Raw genomic sequence first — 19,078 nt, 5'->3', positions numbered from 1 at the left:
CCGAACCACTCAAATTAGCCTGAGATTCACTAAAGGTCAAACCAAAATTTTGCATAAAGTGTGGGTGTTTATCCATGTTTCATACACAAAACACAATTGCCTTACGTTAACGTAAACAGTAAATTTATACGTATAACATTATGAATAAAAAGAATTTTTAAAATAATAAAACCGCAGGTTCACTAAGTTGTAACACTGTGGCTGGATTATTTTTTATTTAAACATAGTGATTTTTATTATCAGCACAGCATTTGAATAAAAAACTATTTTTATTGAATTTTTATGCATTAACGTATGAGGCGAATCTTAGTGTGATTCTGCTGTATTTGAGAATACACCCGTTTATGCTTATAAGGTTATGTATAAGATGGGAACTTGACGTAGCGCAGTGAAACCGTTTTCTGCCTTGTTTATACTAAGTTTTTTTATTCAATGGGTTGACGTTTTTCTTATCTATTGGTGAATTTACCTTGGCTATTGTTAATGAAACGATATGAAATTAGATTGGTGCTCTGATGGGGCTTGATGCATATGTTAATACTTTTGGTGCTGTTTGTAAGGCGCAATATGGCACTCGCTTACGAAAGCTTACCATTGATGCTAAGTTTACCTGCCCCAATCGTGACGGAACCTTGGGGCGTGGAGGTTGTACTTTCTGCAATGTGGCGTCATTTAGCCATCAAACTGCTGATGTGCTGAGTATTACTGAGCAACTTGAGCAGGGTAAAAACCGTTATCGTGAGGCAAAACCTCGGGCACAAGCCGATAAATTTATTGCTTATTTTCAGGCTTATACCAGCACTTATGATGAATATCAGGTGTTAATGGCCAAGTACGATGAGGCGGTCAAAGATGGCGATATTGTGGGGCTGTGTGTTGGTACTCGCCCCGATTGTGTACCAGATAAGGTATTAGATTTGCTGGCGAGTTATCAGGCAAATGGCATTGATGTGTGGTTAGAGCTTGGATTGCAAACTGCTAAAGATGAAACCTTGCGTAAAATTAACCGTGGCCATGATTTTGCGTGTTATTGCGATACAGTTTCTCGAGCAAGGGCTCGCGGACTTAAGGTGTGTACTCATCTTATTCTTGGCTTACCCGATGAAACCCATCACGATTATATGATGACCCTCGCCGCTGTGTTACAGCAGGGCGTTGATGGTTTGAAGCTGCATCCTTTACATATTGTTGAAGGGAGCACTATGGCAAAATCGTGGCGAAGTGGACGCTTACCTTTATTGAGTCTTGAAGATTATGCTTACAGTGTTGGCGAGATGATCCGGCATACACCGCAGGCTGTGATTTACCACCGTGTCACCGCTTATGCTAAAAAACCAATGTTACTAGCACCTGATTGGTGCGCCTATCGTTGGAATGGATTAGTCGCAATTGTGGATAATTTGCAGCGTTATGGTGGACAAGGACATGTATTGGCGTAATGCTAGTGGAGTGAGGGATTTCTTCAAAGTACACTGTTATTGTTATCATTTCATGGGCAGGATTTGTCAGCGTTGAGTGTCTATTCTGTTAAAAATGACGTTTACTAGACCCAGAATATCGCTATAAGTTGCACAGTCAATTTTAGTGAGTATTATGTGATAAATTCGTTTTAAGCATTGAACCACTTAAGGGAGGCCTCATGGCCACAGTTGAATTAGAAGCAATACTTGATCTCAATACTCTCGAACAATACTGCAGCGCTATTGGTGCCGGTACCTTGCTCAAGAGTGTGGTGTTATTTGAGCAGCTAATGCCTGAATATGTGGGAAATCTAATTAAGGCTAACGACGCTGCAGACAAAGAGACGTTATGCTCAGAAGCGCATAAATTTAAAGGTGCGGCTGGTTCGGTGGGCTTAAAACGTATTCAGCAAATTGCCCAGCTATTACAACATGGTGAAGAGCCACAATGGGATGCTGAACATGCGACTTGGGTTGCACAAATTGTTGAACATGCGAGTGCTGATTTACAACAGCTAAAACTCTTTTTGCAAGCAAAAGCATAGTCATAACCATATAGTATGTAAGGCGCAGCAATTTGGTGAGTTGTTGTGCCTTAAGGGTTAATGTTGTTGATAGTTTCCCCCTCTTTTTAATCTGCTTAACCTTACATCGCTTTTATTTCCTACTCGCTCTTCGTGCTATGTTGCCTGAATTGAATATCGATTTCGGTCACACTCTTGGTATCTTGTGCCACGTTATTATTAATCAGTTATGCTAAAGTAGATTTAATTTATTAATTCATAACCTTAATGGCAATCGAGAAAATGAAAAGTTTACCTAGCTTAAAAAACTTATTTTATTTGGTGAATCTCTATCAAGAGCAGAATTTTAACCGCGCCGCTAAGGTGTGTTTTGTGAGTCAGTCAACGCTTTCTAGTGGGATTCAAAATTTGGAGGAGCAATTAGGTCACCAGTTGATTGAGCGAGACCATAAGTCTTTTATGTTTACCGCCATTGGTGAAGAAGTGGTGCAGCGCGCCCGTAAAATTCTCACAGATGTGGATGATTTGGTGGAATTAGTGAAAAATCAAGGTGAGCCGATGACGGGCGATATACGTTTAGGTTGTATCCCTACGATTGCGCCTTTCCTATTGAGCCGCGTGATCCGCCAGTGTCAACAATCTTATCCAACGATGAGTTTATTATTGAAGGAAGATACTACTGAGCGTTTGTTAGAGGCTTTAGGTAAAGGTGAGTTAGATTTATTGATTCTGGCTTTACCCGTCAACACCAGCGGCTACCACAGCATGAAAGTGGGCATAGATCCTTTCAAAATGGTGGCCCACAAAGATTTAGCGGGTGGCATACATCAACCTATTGATTATCAAACTCTGCCGGACGAGAGTATTTTTCTTCTGCAAAGTGAGCATTGCATCACAGGCCATGCGATTACTGCATGCCAGTTAGGCGACAGCGCAAAAGTTAATCCTTTTGCTGCGACCAGTTTGCATACTTTAGTACAAATGGTGAACAGTAAACTGGGTACTACATTTTTGCCGCAAATGGCGATTGATGCGGGTATTTTAAATGATACAGATTTAGTGGTGATGACGCCGCCAGGTGAAGCGCCTTATCGTGATATCGGCCTTGTTTGGCGCCAAACAACCAGTCGGATTTTAACCTTCCGTACTTTAGGTTTGATGATCCAAAAGCTGCTGGTTAAAGAGCCTGAATAAAGCTGACGGCCAAATAATGTTATAGCGATTATTGACGTTACATTATAGCGGGGAAACACCAAACACTTCGATTGAGTGTTGTTTCCCTTTCAGTTTGATTGGGCCTAAGTTCGATAGATGATACAAGGTATTAGGGTTATCTAAACGTCCCGCCAATGCACCCGAAATCAACATACGCTGTCCTAGTGGATTACACTGATCTTGCAACCTAGCAAGGGTGTTGATCACATCACTAAAGAAACTAATTTCTTGTTTCTGCACCCCAACTACTGCTGCGACAACTTGGCCACAATGTGCCGCGGCTTTAAATTTGGGTACAAAACCGTAGTGTTTTTCAAAATAATGTCTTTGCCAATTAAGCTGTTGGCTGAATTCAAAATAAATATTCAGACAGCGGTCATGCACAATCCCTTCTTCTAATGGCCAATGGATCAACACAGCATCGCCCATATAGCGATAAATCTCAGCTTCGTTATTGGTGACGGTATCCGACAGTAAGCTAAAGCTATCTTGGATCAAGCGGCTAAAACGATAATCGCCCAGTGATTCAGCATGTGTGGTTGAGGCGACCATGTCTAAATACAGAAATAACTGCTGTTCATATCTGGGCTTATGATATTTACCTAGGCCAATGTTGAGTAAGATGCGTGGCCCAACTAACAGCGCCATTTGTTCTACGAAGGCTAAGCTAACGCGTACGACCACCAGATAAACGATCAATGCTTGAAATGAAGGGCTATAGAGTATGTGGGCCGTTAACATTTGCCTGAGCGTTGACATGTGGTTTTCGATAGCCCACATATTTAAAAACTGAGTCATGTAAGCTAATGTTGTTGCGCCAAGAAATAAAAATAGCCCCTTAAAAATGACAGAAAACATATAGGGGAGTCGATTTATGGCACTGAAATCTGCGATGACGTTTGACATCCAATGTAGACTGCCAAAAATAATGCCCATATAAATCGCGAGTGTCGCAAGATCGGCCGAGCCTACCGCCCATTGAGGTAAGTCTGGTGATTGGGCATATCGAAAAAACACGAATGCAGCCATGGCTATCGCCCAAGCTAAAATCGCAAAAAGGAGTTTTTTCGCTTGTCTACGTGCTCTCACTGCTTGATGGATGTCCGAATACGACTGTGCTTTCAGGATGCCGTAGTTTATAGAAAAGTGTCACCTAAGTGCCAGTGATATTTGTGATCTGGATCAATCCAAGTCTATATCGTTACGTAAAATTAACCAAAAATCCGCTTGAGTATGTTGGCTGTGAAGGTTTTTTTTAAATAAAAGCCTCTAGGGTTAGTCATTTTTAGACTGCCATCTTCAGCGATACTTTGTGTAAGTGCCTTACTGTTTGCTGCTTTGGGGCGTAATTGCAGCACTTCACCGTGGCGTGCCGTCACTTTATCAACTTTGCCCAAGGCGATGAACTCCATAATTTCTTCCCAATCTTGTTGCAATAACTGTAACTCATGGGGAGTGGGTTCCCACAATATGGGGGTACCAATTCGGCGCTCTCCTACAGGAATCTGCCGCTCACCTTCTATTGGCACCCACAGTACGCGTTGTAGCTTGTGGCAGACTAAGCTGTTTTGCCAAGTTAAGCCTTGGATATTATGCAGCGGCGCTACGCACACATAAGTGGTTTCTAGTGGATGTCCCCGTGAATCAATCGGGATAGTTTTAAGCTCGACCCCTAAATGCAGAAAATCTTGCTCAGGTTTAGAGCCTGCAGTTGCACCCAGCTCCATTTCGATTAATTGACCGACCCAGCCTTTATCGCGCTTAAGATCCTTAGGAATTGGCATACCTCTTTGAATGGCAATGTGCGCCAAATTTACGCCAGCCATTAAATAAGCGCGTTCAAGTAATTCAGGGAGGTTTTCGGGGGGGATGATTTTATTCATGGTTGGATTTTACTTAAAAATAACGGCTTAGCAATGGTGGTTAAAATGTGAGCTATGATATTTGGATAAACTTGTCCCCCTTTTTTTTATTCTAAGTAACTGATTTTAAATTCCATATGTGAGTTAACCACCGTTTTGTAAAAAAGTGTTCAAAGTTACTCTCTGCTTTCCCCTGTGTTCCCCACATACTTATCCACAGATATTAGGGATAAGTCAGTGAATTAGTTTGCTTAACCTAATGAAATCTCCAAGTCAATGCGTAAAAAGCGTCTTTATTCGTGCTTTTATGGGCAAGGTTTAACCCATTTTGTGTATAAAATTGACTTGTGGCGTAACAGTAATAGAAATCTCTTTGGCTGACTAAATAATGAGCTCTGATGGTTTTAGTAATTTTAATAAAATTTAATGGTTAATTAATTCATTGAATTTAAATGGTTTAATTGTTTTTTTGCCTGTTTTTTAAATAGCATGAAACTGATGTTTTTTGAGCGTTATAACAAGTTTACTGGAGTTTCAAACAGAGATATCCACAGAAAATGTGGATATCCCACGGTTTTATGGTGCTGCCTTGTTGATAAATGTCTTGCGAGACCGATTTTATCCAAGGCGTAGAGTGAAATAGAGGTTTGCTGAGAGACTAGCTTTATGAAACAATCAGTTTATTAAAATTTAATGTAATTTGGAGTCCATGTGATTGATAGCGACGGCTTTCGCGCAAATGTGGGCATTATAATTTGTAACAGATATGGCCAAGTCATGTGGGCCAGACGCTTCGGTCAACATTCATGGCAGTTTCCTCAGGGCGGTGTTGACGATGGCGAGACGGCCGAAGAAGCGATGTACCGTGAATTATATGAAGAAGTTGGCCTTAGACCCGAGCATGTGGATATCTTAACTTCAACGCGTTCTTGGTTACGTTATCGTTTGCCAAAACGTTTAGTGAGGCAAGACAGTAAACCTGTGTGTATTGGCCAAAAACAAAAGTGGTTTCTGTTACAATTGAAAAGCCAAGACAGTGCGATTAATTTAAGCTTATCAGGGCATCCTGAATTTGACGATTGGCGTTGGGTCAGTTATTGGTATCCTGTGCGGCAAGTTGTCTCATTTAAACGAGATGTTTATCGTAAAGTGATGAAAGAGTTCGCAGCAACGGCATTGTCATTCCAAATTCAGGAAATACCGAGAAAACGGGGAAGACAAAAAACAACGGACTGATTTTCAAAATAGGATTGAAAACAGTGTTAAATACACTCAGGGATATTACGCAGGCCGTGGCATCAGCCAACAGCCTAGAGACCGCACTAGAAACTTTAGTGACCTCAACGAAAGCGGCAATGGCTACTCAATGTTGTTCCATCTATATCTTAGAGGAGCAAGAATTGGTGTTATCTGCAACGGATGGCCTTAAAAAGAGCGCTGTTGGTCGTGTGCGCATGCCGTTGAGTGAAGGGTTAGTTGGACTCGCTGCCCAGCGAGAAGAAGCGGTTAACTTAGCAGACGCAAGGCTTCATCCACGATTCAAACTCTTTCCTGAAGTTGCTGAAGAAGAATACCGTGCTTTTTTAGCCGTGCCTATCATCTACCAGAAAGCGGTCGTTGGCGTTATCGTGGTGCAGCAAGCGAGTGCGCGTCAATTCAGCGAAGGTGAAGAAGCCTTCTTGATGACCTTAGCTGCTCAGTTAGCAATGGCAGTGCGCGGTTTAAAACAGAAAGCACAGGTCAGTTCCCATCAACATCAAATAGTGTTTCAAGGTACCTCTGCATCGAATGGTATCGCTATCGCTTACGCATTTGTGCTGGGTGGCGAAATAGCCCTCGAACAGCCCGATGTACGTAGTGACAATATTATCCATGAGTCCAGTCGCTTAACGGCAGCAATGGCGCGCTGTAAAGAAGCCATTGGCGCCTTGTCGCAGCGGTTTGATCGTGAGCAGGATGAAGAAGTTGTCTCTATTTTCAATGCATTGCAGTTACTGCTTGATGATGCCAGTTTAGGTGGCGAATACGCCCGTGAAGTGCAATTAGGTTGGGCGGCGGAGTCGGCGGTGAGCCGAGTGTCTTTACGTTATATCCAACAGTTTTTAGCAATGGAAGACCCTTATCTTAAAGAGCGCGCGAGTGATATCCGCGACTTAGGTCAAAAGGTATTGCGCCAGTTAATTGAGCCGGAGCGGCTTGAGCTTGAGCCTGACAAACCGGTGATCCTTATTACCCGTGAAGCCGATGCGACTATGTTGGCTGAGTTTCCAAGGCAAAAGCTTGCTGGGATTGTTACTGAACTTGGTGGCGTGAACTCCCATGCCGCTATTTTAGCCCGCGCCTTAGGTGTGCCGGCCATTACTGGCGTTGAGCAATTATTATCTGCCAATATTGACCAGAAACTCTTAGTGGTGAATGCGAGCCGTGGTCAGTTATTAGTGTCGCCATCCCCAGCTGTTGTTGGTGAGTATCGCAGCTTAATTTCGGCGCAAAAAGCGTTGCAACGTCAATACGCTCAGGAGCTAGCCTTACCTTCAGTCACGCTCGATGGCTCGCGTATTCGTTTGTATTTAAACGCCGGATTACTCAGCGGTGTAGCTTCTGAAATTGCCACCGGAGCCGATGGGATTGGGCTTTACCGTACTGAAATCCCTTTTATGCTGCAGCAACGTTTTCCGAGTGAATCTGAGCAAGTTAAAGTGTATCAACAGGTGTTATTGGCTGCATCGGGCCGACCTGTGGTGATGCGTACCTTGGATGTGGGGGGCGATAAACCTCTACCTTATTTTCCGATTAAAGAAGACAATCCTTTTCTGGGATGGCGCGGGATCCGTTTGTCACTGGATCATCCTGAATTATTTTTAGTGCAGTTACGGGCCATGTTACAAGCTGGAGGCGACGGTAAGCAGCTGAGTATTTTATTGCCTATGGTGAGTAACTTAGATGAAATCGATCAATCTTTGGCGTATCTGCAGCAAGCTTATATTGAATTAAAAAATGATGTAAATATCGATATTGTTATGCCCAGAGTTGGCATTATGCTCGAAGTGCCTGCCATGTTATATCAGCTCAATGATGTGGCCAAAAGAGTCGATTTTGTCTCCGTTGGTAGTAATGATTTAACGCAGTATTTACTTGCGGTCGACCGAAATAACCCGCGGGTGAGTTCGTTATTTGATAGTTTTCATCCGGGCATTTTGCGGGCGTTGCATCAAGCACTCCTCGATTGCCGACATCATAAGCTCGACATTAGCATTTGTGGCGAGTTAGCGGGTGAGCCTATGGGAGCCATTTTGTTGGTTGCGATGGGATATGCTCAATTGAGCATGAATCAGGGCAGTTTAGCGCGAATTAATTATTTACTACGTCGTGTTGCGCGCACCGATTTAGATCAATTGCTTGCCAAAGCGCTGCGTCTATCCAACGGTTTCCAAGTGCGTGAATTAGTTAAAGAGTATTTAAGTCAGCAAGACCTTGAGAGCATTCTTAACTAATGCTGCCTTTTGCTTTAAGCTGATGCCCTCGATTTAGCATTAGCTCGGTGTGTTTCTGTGGATAGTTTGTTGTCGGTATTCTTAATCTGCTTAGCCCTAGGCGCTTTTGTCGGTTTTATGGCCGGACTACTCGGTATTGGTGGTGGCTTGATTGTGGTGCCGGCGCTACTTTATATTCTGCCATCGGTTGGTATCCATTCCGCTCAATTACCCCATATTGCAATAGCGACGTCACTGGCGGCGATTATTCTGACGTCGATTTCGTCAGCACGAGCACACCATCAACGCGGTAATGTTCCTTGGCCGTTATTTAGAACTATGTTGCCGGGGATCATGCTAGGGGCGTTAACTTCAGCATTTATTGCAGAACAAATTTCAGCAGTAACACTACAGAAGGGTTTTGCGATATTTGTGGTGCTCATGTCGATTCAAATGGCTTATCCCTTTAAAACAGAGTCGAGCCGTCAGTTACCCAGTGCGCCAGTGTTATTCATTGTCGGAACCTTTATCGCCATGATTGCAGGACTAATGGGTATTGGTGGTGGCGTTTTATTAGTGCCGTTTTTAACCTTCTTTGGCCTGCAGATGCGTTACGCTATTGGTTTTTCGGCTGCGACAGGTTTATTAATTTCATTGTCAGGCAGTTTAGGGTATGTCATTGCAGGCTTTAATGCGTCTGAACTGCCCTATGGCACCTTAGGTTTTATCTATTTACCTGCATTGTTTGGTTTAGTAATAACGTCAGTGTCGATGGCACCAGTGGGGGTAAACGCGGCCAGCTCTTGGCCTACCCCAGTGCTTAAGAAAATATTTGCACTGTTACTTTTGTGTGTCGGTTTGAAGTTAATGCTGACCTGATTTTTACCTCTATTTGAGGTGGTTAATGGATATGTTATGGCACTGAGTTTTCCCAATATCGATCCTGTGATCGTCTCATTTGGACCGTTTAATCTTTTTGGCGAAAGCTTTGAGCCTGCACTGCGCTGGTATGGTTTTACCTATTTAGTTGGCTTTGTGGCGGCGATGTGGTTGCTTAACCGTCAAGCGGATCGCTCCAAGGGATTATGGACGCGTGATCAAGTTTCCGATCTGCTATTTTATAGTTTTCTAGGGGTGATATTAGGCGGACGTATTGGTTACGTGCTTTTTTATCATTTTGATTATTTTCTGGCTAGCCCGATGTATTTGTTTAAAATATCTGAAGGAGGCATGTCGTTTCATGGTGGGTTGATAGGCGTAATCACCGCCATGATTTATATCGCGTGGCAACAAAAGCGACCTTTCTTTGCCGTTGCAGATATGGTGGCGCCTGTGGTGCCTATCGGTTTAGGGGCAGGGCGTATTGGTAACTTTATCAATGGCGAGCTCTGGGGACGCACCACTGATATGCCTTGGGGTATGGTATTTCCAACGGGTGGATTAGATGCTCGTCATCCTTCGCAGTTGTACCAATTTGTACTTGAAGGTGTGGCGCTATTCCTACTGCTTTATTGGTTTAGTAAACGCACAAATAAAGTGGGTGCGGTGTCGGGGATGTTTTTAGTCGGTTACGGTGTTTTCCGTATAGTGGTTGAAACGGTAAGGCAACCTGATGCGCAGCTTGGACTCTATTGGGGATTTATAACCATGGGGCAGATACTCTCAGTACCTATGGTGTTAATCGGTATGTATTTGATTTTTAGTAAGCAGGATAAGCAGCAATGAAACAATATATAGACTTAATGAAGCACATTTTGGCCGAAGGCGTCGATAAATCGGATCGCACGGGCACAGGAACTCGCTCAGTATTTGGCTATCAAATGCGCTTTGATTTGAGCAAAGGCTTCCCTTTGGTGAGTACCAAAAAATGCCATATGCGATCTATTATTCATGAGCTGCTGTGGTTCCTAAAAGGCGAAACTAATATTGCCTATCTACGCGAGAATAAAGTCCGTATTTGGGATGAATGGGCTGATGAAAATGGCAATTTAGGCCCTGTTTATGGTGCCCAGTGGCGCAGCTGGCCAACGCAAAGTGGTGATGCTATCGATCAGATCTCACAAGTAATTGCACAGATAAAAACTCAACCTGATTCTCGTCGTCTTATAGTTTCTGCATGGAATGTGGGCGAGTTAGATAAAATGGCGTTGGCACCATGCCATGCATTTTTCCAGTTTTATGTGGCTGATGGTAAGTTATCTTGCCAACTTTACCAACGTAGCTGCGATGTATTTTTAGGTCTACCCTTTAATATTGCCAGTTACGCTCTGCTCACTATGATGGTTGCCCAGCAATGTAATTTGGCTTTAGGTGATTTTGTTTGGACAGGTGGCGACACTCATCTTTATTCCAATCATATGGAACAAACGGCATTGCAACTTGGCCGTGAACCCAAACCGCTACCCACGATGACGATTCGACGTTTACCTGAATCAATTTTTGATTATCAATTCGATGATTTTGAACTGACAAACTACGATCCTCATCCTCATATCAAAGCGCCTGTCGCCGTATAAATGCTCATTTTTAATAGAAACCTCGGAATAACCGAGGTTTTTAGTCGAAAATGACGATTTTATTTGTTGTTATTATTCGTCTACACTCAATTCATTATGTTTTTTAGGAGTGTACGATGGAAAAAGCAATCAGAAATTTTTTGAGTCAAGAGTCCGCTGGCGGTATCCTGTTACTTGTTGCTGTTGCCTTAGCCATGTTGATGGCAAATTCCCCCTTAGCTTCACTTTATCAAGGTTTTCTTAGCACTGACGTGCAAATCAAAATTGGCGTACTTAATATTCATAAGCCCCTTCTTTTATGGATCAATGACGGTCTAATGGCCATATTCTTTTTATTGATTGGTCTTGAAGTTAAACGTGAGTTACTCGAAGGCGCTTTATCGAGTGTCGCTCAAGCGTCTTTACCTACTTTCGCGGCAATTGGCGGCATGATAGTCCCTGCCGGAGTCTATTTGTTGTTTAACTATGGCGATCCAGTCACGCAAGCGGGTTGGGCAATTCCTGCTGCCACGGATATCGCGTTTGCTTTGGGGATCATGGCATTACTGGGTAGCCGCGTTCCTGTGTCTCTAAAAGTCTTCTTGTTAGCGCTGGCAATTATTGATGATTTAGGTGTCATCGTGATTATCGCTTTGTTTTACAGTAGTGACCTTTCGACCATCAGTTTAGTGGTTGCCAGTTTAGCGATAGTAGGGTTAGTTGGATTAAACCGAAAAGGTGTCACCTCACTTTTACCCTATGGCATTTTAGGATTAATCCTTTGGGTCGCCGTACTTAAGTCAGGTGTTCACGCTACTCTTGCCGGCGTTATTATTGCGTTTTGTATCCCAATGCGAGCCAAAGATGGTAGCTCACCTGCTGAAGGTTTAGAGCATAGCCTGCATCCATGGAGCACCTTTTTAATCTTACCTGTATTCGCCTTTGCTAATGCTGGTGTGTATTTAGGTAACATGAACTTAGAGACGTTAATCTCTCCTGTGCCGGTTGGCATTGCATTGGGCCTCATGCTGGGTAAGCCTATTGGTGTCATGTTGTTTAGTTTCATTGCGGTGAAGCTTAAGCTAGCTCGATTACCCGATGGTGTGGGGTGGATGCAAATTGCCCCAGTCGCAGCCATGTGTGGTATTGGTTTTACGATGTCGATGTTTATCGCATCACTCGCCTTTGAGCGCGCAGACCCTATGTACGGCGATTTAGCACGTCTTGGTACTTTAATGGGGTCTATGATGGCGGCGTTAATTGGTTATTTCTGGTTATCAAAAGTATTACCTAAAAAAGGAGTATGACTATGATCAATATGAAATTTATGACAGTGGCAACACTCTTATGCCTCTCTTCAACAGTGAGTGCCTCGCAAATATTAGATTGTAATAAAGATGCCAGTTCAGCAACGTGTCAAAGTTACCTTGAAGGAATTATCGATGGGGCTCTAATGTTTAAGTCTGATGCATTAGGGGTAAGGCTAGAGACGAATGGCTATGAATCAAGGGCACTTAAATACCGTGGTGGTAAACGTTTCCAAGAGGCCAATCGGGTTTACTGCGCTGGCCGTATTCCCGAACGTGATGTTTTGGTGTCTGGCGTGACCGAAGCGGTAAGTTTGGGCAATGCTACAGATTTAGAGCAGTTGCAAGGCGTAGTGACGAACTTACTCGACTGTCAACGGTTACAATAACGCGGCAAATCCTTTAATGTCTTAGATATTAGGGGTGAACAATGGATCAGCATGCATTTAAATTACAACCATCTGTATTATTTTTGGATGATTAAGAAAAAGGGCTCGGTCGCTAAGGCGGCTGAAGCACTATGTTTAACGCCACAAACAGTCACAGGTCAAATTCGTGCTTTAGAGGATAGGCTTAGCGGCAGTTTATTTAAGCGCGTAGGTCGTTCATTAGAGGCCACTGAGATGGGGGAGCTGGTGTTTCGCTATGCTGATAAAATGTTTAGCCTCAGCTACGAAATGCTCGACTTGCTTAATTATCAAAAAGCGGATGCGATGCTTTTTGAAGTGGGTATTGCTGACGCCTTGTCTAAGGCATTGGTTAGTCGTGTTTTGCTATCAGTGGTCCCCACTGATAGCTCTATACATTTGGCTTGCTATGAAGCGACCCATGAGAGCCTAATGGCGCGGTTACGTGAGCATAAATTGGATATGATCCTCTCTGATTGTGCGGGTGAATCATTGAAATATCCTGAAATATTGTCTAAAAAATTAGGGGAGTGCGGTGTGAGCTTTTTTTCTGCTGACACCTACAGTGCTGATTTTCCTGCTTGTTTAGAACAAGGCCAATTATTAATCCCCAGTCGTAGAACCTCACTCGGACAGCAGTTATATCGCTGGTTTGATGAACAAAATCTTAAGGTGAGCATTTTAGGGGAATTTGATGATGCGGCGATGATGAAAGCTTTTGGTTATCTTAAGCGCGGCATTTTTGTCACTCCATCGATTTACCGCCAAGAGGTCACTTCCCACGGCATGCATTTACTTGGTGAAACTATTGATGTAAAAGAGGAATATCATGTGATGTTTGCCGAGAGAATGATCCAACACCCCGCAGTAAAACGCTTGTTAGATACCGATTTTAGTGATCTTTTTGCTGGGCTCGATACGCAACTGCAGCAATGTTGATTTAATCATTCAGTCACAAAGGGATGATCGACACTTTAGCCTGTGAACTGGTAGACTAACACCAAATTTGTGTTGGGAGAAATACCTTGGAATTAATGAACATAGCAAGGGTTCGCTGGGCATGTCGACGTGGGATGTTGGAATTAGACGTTTTGTTTCAACCATTTGTTGAAAATTTTTATCAAGAAATGTGCGATGAAGATAAAACCACATTTATTCGTTTATTGGAATGTGAAGATCCTGAGTTATTTGCTTGGTTTATGGGCCATGAAGTGTGTCCAGATGCTGAACTGGCGCGCATAGTCGTTAAAGTCCGTGGCAGACCAGCACCCTAGTTTTAGTGTAAAAGCCTCCCTCGACCAACGACTCTCGTTGGTCGTTTTTGTTTGTGTCTGTTCTAGTGCTTTCCTACTTTGGCCCCAAAGCGACACTATCGCCTTATCCTTGCTTAAATATTTTTTTATCGCACTGGTCTGTATTTTCTTGCTGTCGCAGTTGTGGCGACTACAGCATTGGCGTTTAGATTTTATGCTTAATGATAAAGGTGAGGGACGTTTGTCTACGGGGAAACATTTTAAAGTGCTGAAACGAACGTGGGTCACGCCCTTTGTTTGCTTGATTTATATTGAAGCGGATGCCGAGCAGCGGCTGTTGATGGTTTGGGCGGATATGTTAGTGGATACTGATTATCGACATTTATGTCGACTGTTACTGCGGGCTAAAATACAACAGACTAAATCTTCTTCCAAGATTTAGTCTGCCTATAATCAAACGATAGTAAAACAAACTACTGTAAAAACCTTATTTTTCAGGCAGTAAAATGGTGGGCTGGGGAGAGTCTACTTTTTCGGGATGATCGATATTAAAATGTAGCCCACGACTTTCTTTCCTATCCATAGCACAGCGAATAATCAACTCCGCTACTTGTACTAAATTACGTAACTCGAGCAAGTTATTACTGACTCTGAAATTACTATAATACTCTTGGATTTCTTGCTGCAACATCATACAACGGCGCAGTGCGCGCTCCAGACGTTTATCTGAACGCACAATACCGACATAATCCCACATAAATAGCCGTAATTCATGCCAGTTATGGGCAATAACGACCTCTTCATCAGAGTTCGATACTTGGCTTTCATCCCATGCGGGGATGTGCCCCGGCATTTTAATTTTATTCAGTTGGCTCTCAATATCTTGCGACGCGGCGCGAGCAAAAACCAAACATTCGAGTAACGAGTTACTTGCAAGACGATTCGCACCATGGAGTCCCGTATAAGCGACTTCACCAATAGCATAGAGGCCATTCAGATCTGTTTGACCGTGCATATCCGTCATTACGCCACCGCAGGTATAGTGCGCAGCGGGAACCACAGGGATTGGATCCTTCGTGATATCTATGCCCAGTTCTAAGCAGCGGCTATAGATGGTCGGGAAGTGTTTCATCACAAAGTCAGCCTCTTTATGGCTGATATCAAGATACACGCAATCGGCGCCAAGACGCTTCATCTCATAATCAATGGCGCGGGCAACAATATCTCTTGGAGCTAATTCGGCGCGTTCATCAAAGTCTGGCATAAAACGACTGCCGTCTGGACGACGTAAATAAGCACCTTCACCGCGTAGCGCTTCGGTGAGTAAAAAATTGCGGGCATCGGCGTGGTACAGACATGTCGGATGGAATTGATTGAACTCCATATTTGCTACACGGCAACCAGCACGCCATGCCATAGCAATACCATCGCCGCTAGCCACATCAGGGTTTGAGGTATATTGATAGACCTTAGAGCTGCCGCCCGTTGCTAACGCAACAAACTTGGCTTTAACGGTTTCAACGTGCTCTTCGTTGCGATTCCACACGTAAGCACCTAATACACGATTACCTGGGCGATTTAATTTACGGGTGGTGATGAGGTCGATGGCGTTATAGCGTTCTAATACTTGAATATTGGGGTGGGCGAGTGCGCGTTCTTGTAATGTGGTTTGGACTTCTTTACCTGTAGCATCGGCGGCGTGCAAAATACGCCTGTGGCTATGGCCGCCTTCACGGGTTAAATGGTAAGGTGCGTCTTTTGCATTGCCGTCTGTGGTTTCTTCTTTATCGAAGGCAACACCACATTCAATTAGCCATTGCATGGCGCTTTTAGCATTTTCGGCGGTAAAGGTTACAACATCTTTGTCACATAACCCTGCCCCAGCGATGAGCGTATCGGCAACATGGGATTCGATAGTATCACTTTCGTCGAAAACGGAAGCAATACCGCCCTGGGCGTAGTAAGTTGATCCTTCCGAGAGTGGGCCTTTTGAAAGCAAAATTACTTTTGCTTTTTCAGCAAGATGCAAAGCTAGTGTCAGACCTGCGGCACCGCTACCTATGACTAATATGTCAGATTGGTGTTCAACTACTTGTTTCATCGGGTATCATGATGTGATTGAAGAGTGCCAACTATGGTAAACCAACTCACGGATTATGGGTACTTTCCTTTTTACCTTACTTTATTTATATAATATTCAGAACTTTTTCAAAGTACGCGAGTCTACATAAGTGAATATGATTCGAGCGACTGAGAAATCAGCCTTTTAGATTTAGGAGAAGTCGGCTCGGATGAGTGGACAATTAAGTGATCAACAATTAGTTGAGCGCGTACAACAAGGTGATAAAAACGCTTTTAACCTGTTAGTGCTTAAATATCAAAGCAAAGTCATTAGCTTGATTTCCCGTTATGTACGGAACCAAGCAGACGTTGCCGATGTAGCGCAGGAAGCGTTTATCAAAGCTTATCGAGCTTTGCCAAACTTTCGCGGTGAAAGTGCATTTTATACTTGGTTGTACCGCATCGCAGTAAACACTGCGAAAAATTATCTCGTATCACAGGGGCGTAGAACGCCCGCTAATGATGTTGATGTAGAAGATGCCGAATATTATGAAGGCAGTGACGCGTTAAAGGAGTTTGCCTCCCCTGAGCGGTTAATGTTATCGGATGAAATCAAAAAAGTGATCTTCGATACATTAGAAACCTTGCCAGATGAATTGCGTATGGCTATTTCGTTGCGTGAACTCGACGGTATGAGTTACGAAGATATCGCCATCGTCATGGAATGTCCCGTAGGCACAGTAAGATCGCGTATCTTTCGTGCTCGAGAAGCGATAGATAAAAAACTCCAGCCCTTGCTGGAAGAATGACATCCTTATATTTAGACAGGTGAAAAATGGATAAATTAGGTCAAGAATGGGTATCTGCCACTGTCGATGGAGAGACTGATGCGCAGACCATGGCAGATTTAGCTGCTGATACACATTCACATGATAAATGGCATAACTATCATATGATAGGCGATGCAATGCGGGGTGAGTTACCTCAAAATATTATGTTAGATCTGTCTGCTAGTATTGCCGCCGCCATTGAGCTTGAGCCAGCCATTGTTGCGCCCAAGAGTCGTGCGTCAGCTGCACCACAAATTGCCGCTAATAGCGAACAAAGCCGCGTTGTGCCTTTGTTCAAACAATTTGGTCAATATGCTATCGCAGCAACCGTTGCCATGTTTGCGATTGTGGGTGTGCAAAATTACAATCAAACTGCTGATGATGCCGCATCGCCGTCTCCAGTATTAATAACCCGACCTCTGATAGGTAGCGCGTCTCCAGTGAGTTTGCAAACGGGACCAGTACAACAGAACCAAGGTCATAGTAGCGATCAGGTGAGCGAACAGCGGCACCGGATTAATACTTATATTCAGGACCATATGTTGCAACAACGATTGAACACGGGTGCGGTTGTAGAGGACAATAACGACGTTGTACCTGTTCCTAATTAATAATGAGGAGTTAGCTTGCGTCTAATCCTGTTGGCTTTATTAGCCTTGGTCTTCCCTGCGATGGCGCAAGAAGACATGGCAGCCAAAGTCTGGCTCGATAAAATGAGTCAGGCTTTAAAAGAAAAAGAATTTAAAGCATCGATTATTCAACTTCAGGCCGATCATATTCGGCCTTTGGTTTATCTGCACGGTAAGGTTAATAATCAAGAGGTTGCCTTTCTTGAATATCTTAACGGGCCGCCTAAAAATGCGGTTCGTGTTGGTAATCGAGTCACGTTTATAGAGCACGATGAGCCAGCTTACAGCATTGTTTCCGATCATATTCAAGGTGTATGGCCCGCTGCTTTTTCCGCTAACATGGCTGATTTAGAAATCGGTTATCAATTTGTGCTAGGTGGTCGAAGCCGTATTGCTGGTCGTCCAGGTCAAATGATCCGCCTGCTGCCAAATGATGAGTTTCGCTATGGCTTTCAGGTTTGGATCGACATGGAAACCTATTTGCCGCTTAGATATGACATGCTGACCCAAGATAAGCAATTACTTGAACAAATCATGGTGATTGAACTTATCGAACTCAGTGAACCACCGGCTATTTTACTCGAAGCCTATAAGCAAGAGTGGCCAGCAGTGATAGATCAAGCCGAGCGTCAAGATGGCCAAAACTGGCAGTTTTCTTGGCTTCCTGCTGGCTTTATAGTGGTTGTTCGTGACCACCATAGATTGATTGGCAGCCATGAAACAGTGGAATATATTGCACTAACCGATGGATTGGCGAATATTTCAGTTTATGTGGCGAGGGCAGGGACCAGCAAATTACCCGAAGAATTGATTACCCGTAATGGTTTATCGTTAGTATCAGAAACCGTAGGTAATGCAGAAGTGGTTGCAGTGGGTAAAGTGCCTACAGAAACCTTGGCGCGTATTGCTAAAAGTCTGACGCTAAAATAGGACAAAGATTATGATGGAAGAAGTGGCTAGGGTCGTCGCCAGCGATAATCAAGGTTGGTTGACGGTTGAAGTTGAGCTTAAAAGCACTTGTAAGAGTTGTTCTAGCAGTGAGTCTTGCGGAACCTCAGCCATAGCACAGGCTTTTTCTTCGAAAACTCAGCAATTCTCTATCCAAAGCGAGCGTCGCTGCGATGCAGGTGAACTGCTTAAACTGGGACTTCCCGAGAGTGTGATTCTAAAAGCAGCGGCATTAATTTATTTGATGCCGCTGCTTGGTTTGTTTGTTGGCGCGGCGTTAGGGCAGTATTTAGGCCAGCTATTTGAGTTTAATCCTAACCTTAGTGCTATGGGTTTTGCGGTGCTGGGTGCTTTATTGGCGTGGACTTTGGGTAAACAACAGGCCAAACGTTTAGAAGCTGATGCTCAGCCTGTGATTTTGGCTTATTTAGGTATGAGTCTCAATTTACAAAAAATAGCGCAATAATTTCAATCTTTTATCTCGTGTTAAATAACAGCTAACTGCGGTTTTAGGCCTGGTTTTATCTAACCGTCCTAAGTAAGAGTGAATGTGATTGGTATTGAAACCGCAATCAGGTACAATTTCGCTCCTTTAAACCGTATCCATTTTCAGT

General features: G+C 43.6%; 20 protein-coding genes. 17 read left to right on the top strand and 3 right to left on the bottom strand.

Annotated features, from left to right (window positions below; all coding sequences use genetic code 11):
• The first annotated feature begins 515 nt into the window (after positions 1-515).
• The 3 genes from mnmL (at position 516) to oxyR (ending at position 3,178) form a co-directional block, all read left to right on the top strand.
• Positions 516-1,439, top strand: coding sequence for a tRNA modification radical SAM protein MnmL/YtqA (mnmL, locus tag L2717_RS02720; protein WP_220774923.1), 924 nt, complete (start codon positions 516-518; stop codon positions 1,437-1,439).
• A 200-nt stretch (positions 1,440-1,639) separates the two neighbouring features.
• Entirely contained in the window at positions 1,640-2,005 is a 366-nt protein-coding gene (locus L2717_RS02715; protein ID WP_220774922.1) for an Hpt domain-containing protein, read from the top strand.
• Positions 2,006-2,266: 261 nt separating this feature from the next.
• Positions 2,267-3,178, top strand: coding sequence for a hydrogen peroxide-inducible genes transcriptional activator OxyR (gene oxyR, locus L2717_RS02710; RefSeq protein ID WP_220774921.1), 912 nt, complete (start codon positions 2,267-2,269; stop codon positions 3,176-3,178).
• A 42-nt stretch (positions 3,179-3,220) separates the two neighbouring features.
• Here oxyR and L2717_RS02705 read toward each other — a convergent pair whose 3' ends face one another.
• Together L2717_RS02705 and mutH are read right to left on the bottom strand one after the other, a co-directional pair.
• The gene (locus L2717_RS02705; RefSeq protein ID WP_220774920.1) at positions 3,221-4,288 is read right to left on the bottom strand and encodes an adenylate/guanylate cyclase domain-containing protein; all 1,068 of its coding nucleotides are present in this window, start codon (positions 4,286-4,288) and stop codon (positions 3,221-3,223) included.
• 122 nt (positions 4,289-4,410) lie between these two features.
• Positions 4,411-5,082: a DNA mismatch repair endonuclease MutH gene (gene mutH, locus L2717_RS02700; protein ID WP_220774919.1), complete on the bottom strand. Its 672-nt coding sequence runs from the start codon at positions 5,080-5,082 to the stop codon at positions 4,411-4,413.
• A gap of 690 nt (positions 5,083-5,772) precedes the next feature.
• On the opposite strand from mutH, the gene rppH reads away from it, so the two are divergent.
• The 10 genes from rppH to L2717_RS02650 all read left to right on the top strand — a co-directional run bounded on the left by rppH (position 5,773) and on the right by L2717_RS02650 (position 14,438).
• Positions 5,773-6,297 (top strand): RNA pyrophosphohydrolase, encoded by a 525-nt coding sequence (gene rppH, locus L2717_RS02695; protein WP_220774530.1) that lies wholly within the window; start codon positions 5,773-5,775, stop codon positions 6,295-6,297.
• A 23-nt stretch (positions 6,298-6,320) separates the two neighbouring features.
• A complete protein-coding gene (gene ptsP / locus L2717_RS02690; RefSeq protein WP_220774531.1) occupies positions 6,321-8,555 on the top strand; it encodes a phosphoenolpyruvate--protein phosphotransferase in 2,235 nt (744 codons plus the stop codon).
• A gap of 57 nt (positions 8,556-8,612) precedes the next feature.
• A complete protein-coding gene (locus tag L2717_RS02685) occupies positions 8,613-9,413 on the top strand; it encodes a sulfite exporter TauE/SafE family protein (protein WP_220774532.1) in 801 nt (266 codons plus the stop codon).
• A 36-nt stretch (positions 9,414-9,449) separates the two neighbouring features.
• A complete protein-coding gene (gene lgt / locus L2717_RS02680) occupies positions 9,450-10,259 on the top strand; it encodes a prolipoprotein diacylglyceryl transferase (RefSeq protein WP_220774533.1) in 810 nt (269 codons plus the stop codon).
• Positions 10,256-11,050, top strand: coding sequence for a thymidylate synthase (gene thyA / locus L2717_RS02675; RefSeq protein WP_220774534.1), 795 nt, complete (start codon positions 10,256-10,258; stop codon positions 11,048-11,050). Before lgt ends, thyA begins: the two co-directional genes overlap by 4 nt.
• Before the next feature lie 116 nt (positions 11,051-11,166).
• Complete coding sequence (nhaA, locus tag L2717_RS02670; protein WP_220774535.1) at positions 11,167-12,336, top strand: Na+/H+ antiporter NhaA; 1,170 nt, start codon at positions 11,167-11,169, stop codon at positions 12,334-12,336.
• Positions 12,337-12,338: 2 nt separating this feature from the next.
• The gene (locus tag L2717_RS02665; protein ID WP_220774536.1) at positions 12,339-12,725 is read left to right on the top strand and encodes a hypothetical protein; all 387 of its coding nucleotides are present in this window, start codon (positions 12,339-12,341) and stop codon (positions 12,723-12,725) included.
• A 51-nt stretch (positions 12,726-12,776) separates the two neighbouring features.
• On the top strand, positions 12,777-13,682 hold the full coding sequence (nhaR, locus tag L2717_RS02660) for a transcriptional activator NhaR (RefSeq protein ID WP_220774537.1): 906 nt from the start codon (positions 12,777-12,779) through the stop codon (positions 13,680-13,682).
• An 86-nt stretch (positions 13,683-13,768) separates the two neighbouring features.
• Positions 13,769-14,017, top strand: coding sequence for an FAD assembly factor SdhE (locus L2717_RS02655; RefSeq protein ID WP_220774538.1), 249 nt, complete (start codon positions 13,769-13,771; stop codon positions 14,015-14,017).
• The gene (locus L2717_RS02650) at positions 13,998-14,438 is read left to right on the top strand and encodes a protein YgfX (RefSeq protein WP_220774539.1); all 441 of its coding nucleotides are present in this window, start codon (positions 13,998-14,000) and stop codon (positions 14,436-14,438) included. The genes L2717_RS02655 and L2717_RS02650 overlap by 20 nt, the downstream gene beginning before the upstream one ends.
• 45 nt (positions 14,439-14,483) lie before the next feature.
• Here the strand turns inward: L2717_RS02650 and nadB are convergent, their stop codons facing one another.
• Positions 14,484-16,097 (bottom strand): L-aspartate oxidase, encoded by a 1,614-nt coding sequence (gene nadB, locus L2717_RS02645; protein WP_220774540.1) that lies wholly within the window; start codon positions 16,095-16,097, stop codon positions 14,484-14,486.
• A gap of 190 nt (positions 16,098-16,287) precedes the next feature.
• Between nadB and rpoE the strand changes: the two genes are divergently transcribed.
• From rpoE to L2717_RS02625, 4 genes are read left to right on the top strand one after another with little or no spacing between them, the layout of a single operon-like run.
• A complete protein-coding gene (gene rpoE, locus L2717_RS02640) occupies positions 16,288-16,866 on the top strand; it encodes an RNA polymerase sigma factor RpoE (RefSeq protein WP_220773376.1) in 579 nt (192 codons plus the stop codon).
• Positions 16,867-16,892: 26 nt separating this feature from the next.
• Positions 16,893-17,498, top strand: a complete 606-nt coding sequence (locus L2717_RS02635; protein ID WP_220773375.1) for a sigma-E factor negative regulatory protein — start codon at positions 16,893-16,895, stop codon at positions 17,496-17,498.
• Between the two features lie 15 nt (positions 17,499-17,513).
• Positions 17,514-18,446, top strand: a complete 933-nt coding sequence (locus tag L2717_RS02630; protein ID WP_220773374.1) for a MucB/RseB C-terminal domain-containing protein — start codon at positions 17,514-17,516, stop codon at positions 18,444-18,446.
• A 10-nt stretch (positions 18,447-18,456) separates the two neighbouring features.
• On the top strand, positions 18,457-18,930 hold the full coding sequence (locus L2717_RS02625; protein WP_220773373.1) for a SoxR reducing system RseC family protein: 474 nt from the start codon (positions 18,457-18,459) through the stop codon (positions 18,928-18,930).
• The last annotated feature ends 148 nt before the right edge of the window (positions 18,931-19,078 follow it).

It is taken from the genome of Shewanella glacialipiscicola (assembly GCF_023283485.1).
GTDB classification, from domain to species: Bacteria; Pseudomonadota; Gammaproteobacteria; order Enterobacterales; family Shewanellaceae; genus Shewanella; species Shewanella glacialipiscicola.
This window is presented reverse-complemented; position numbering and strand designations above follow the sequence as displayed.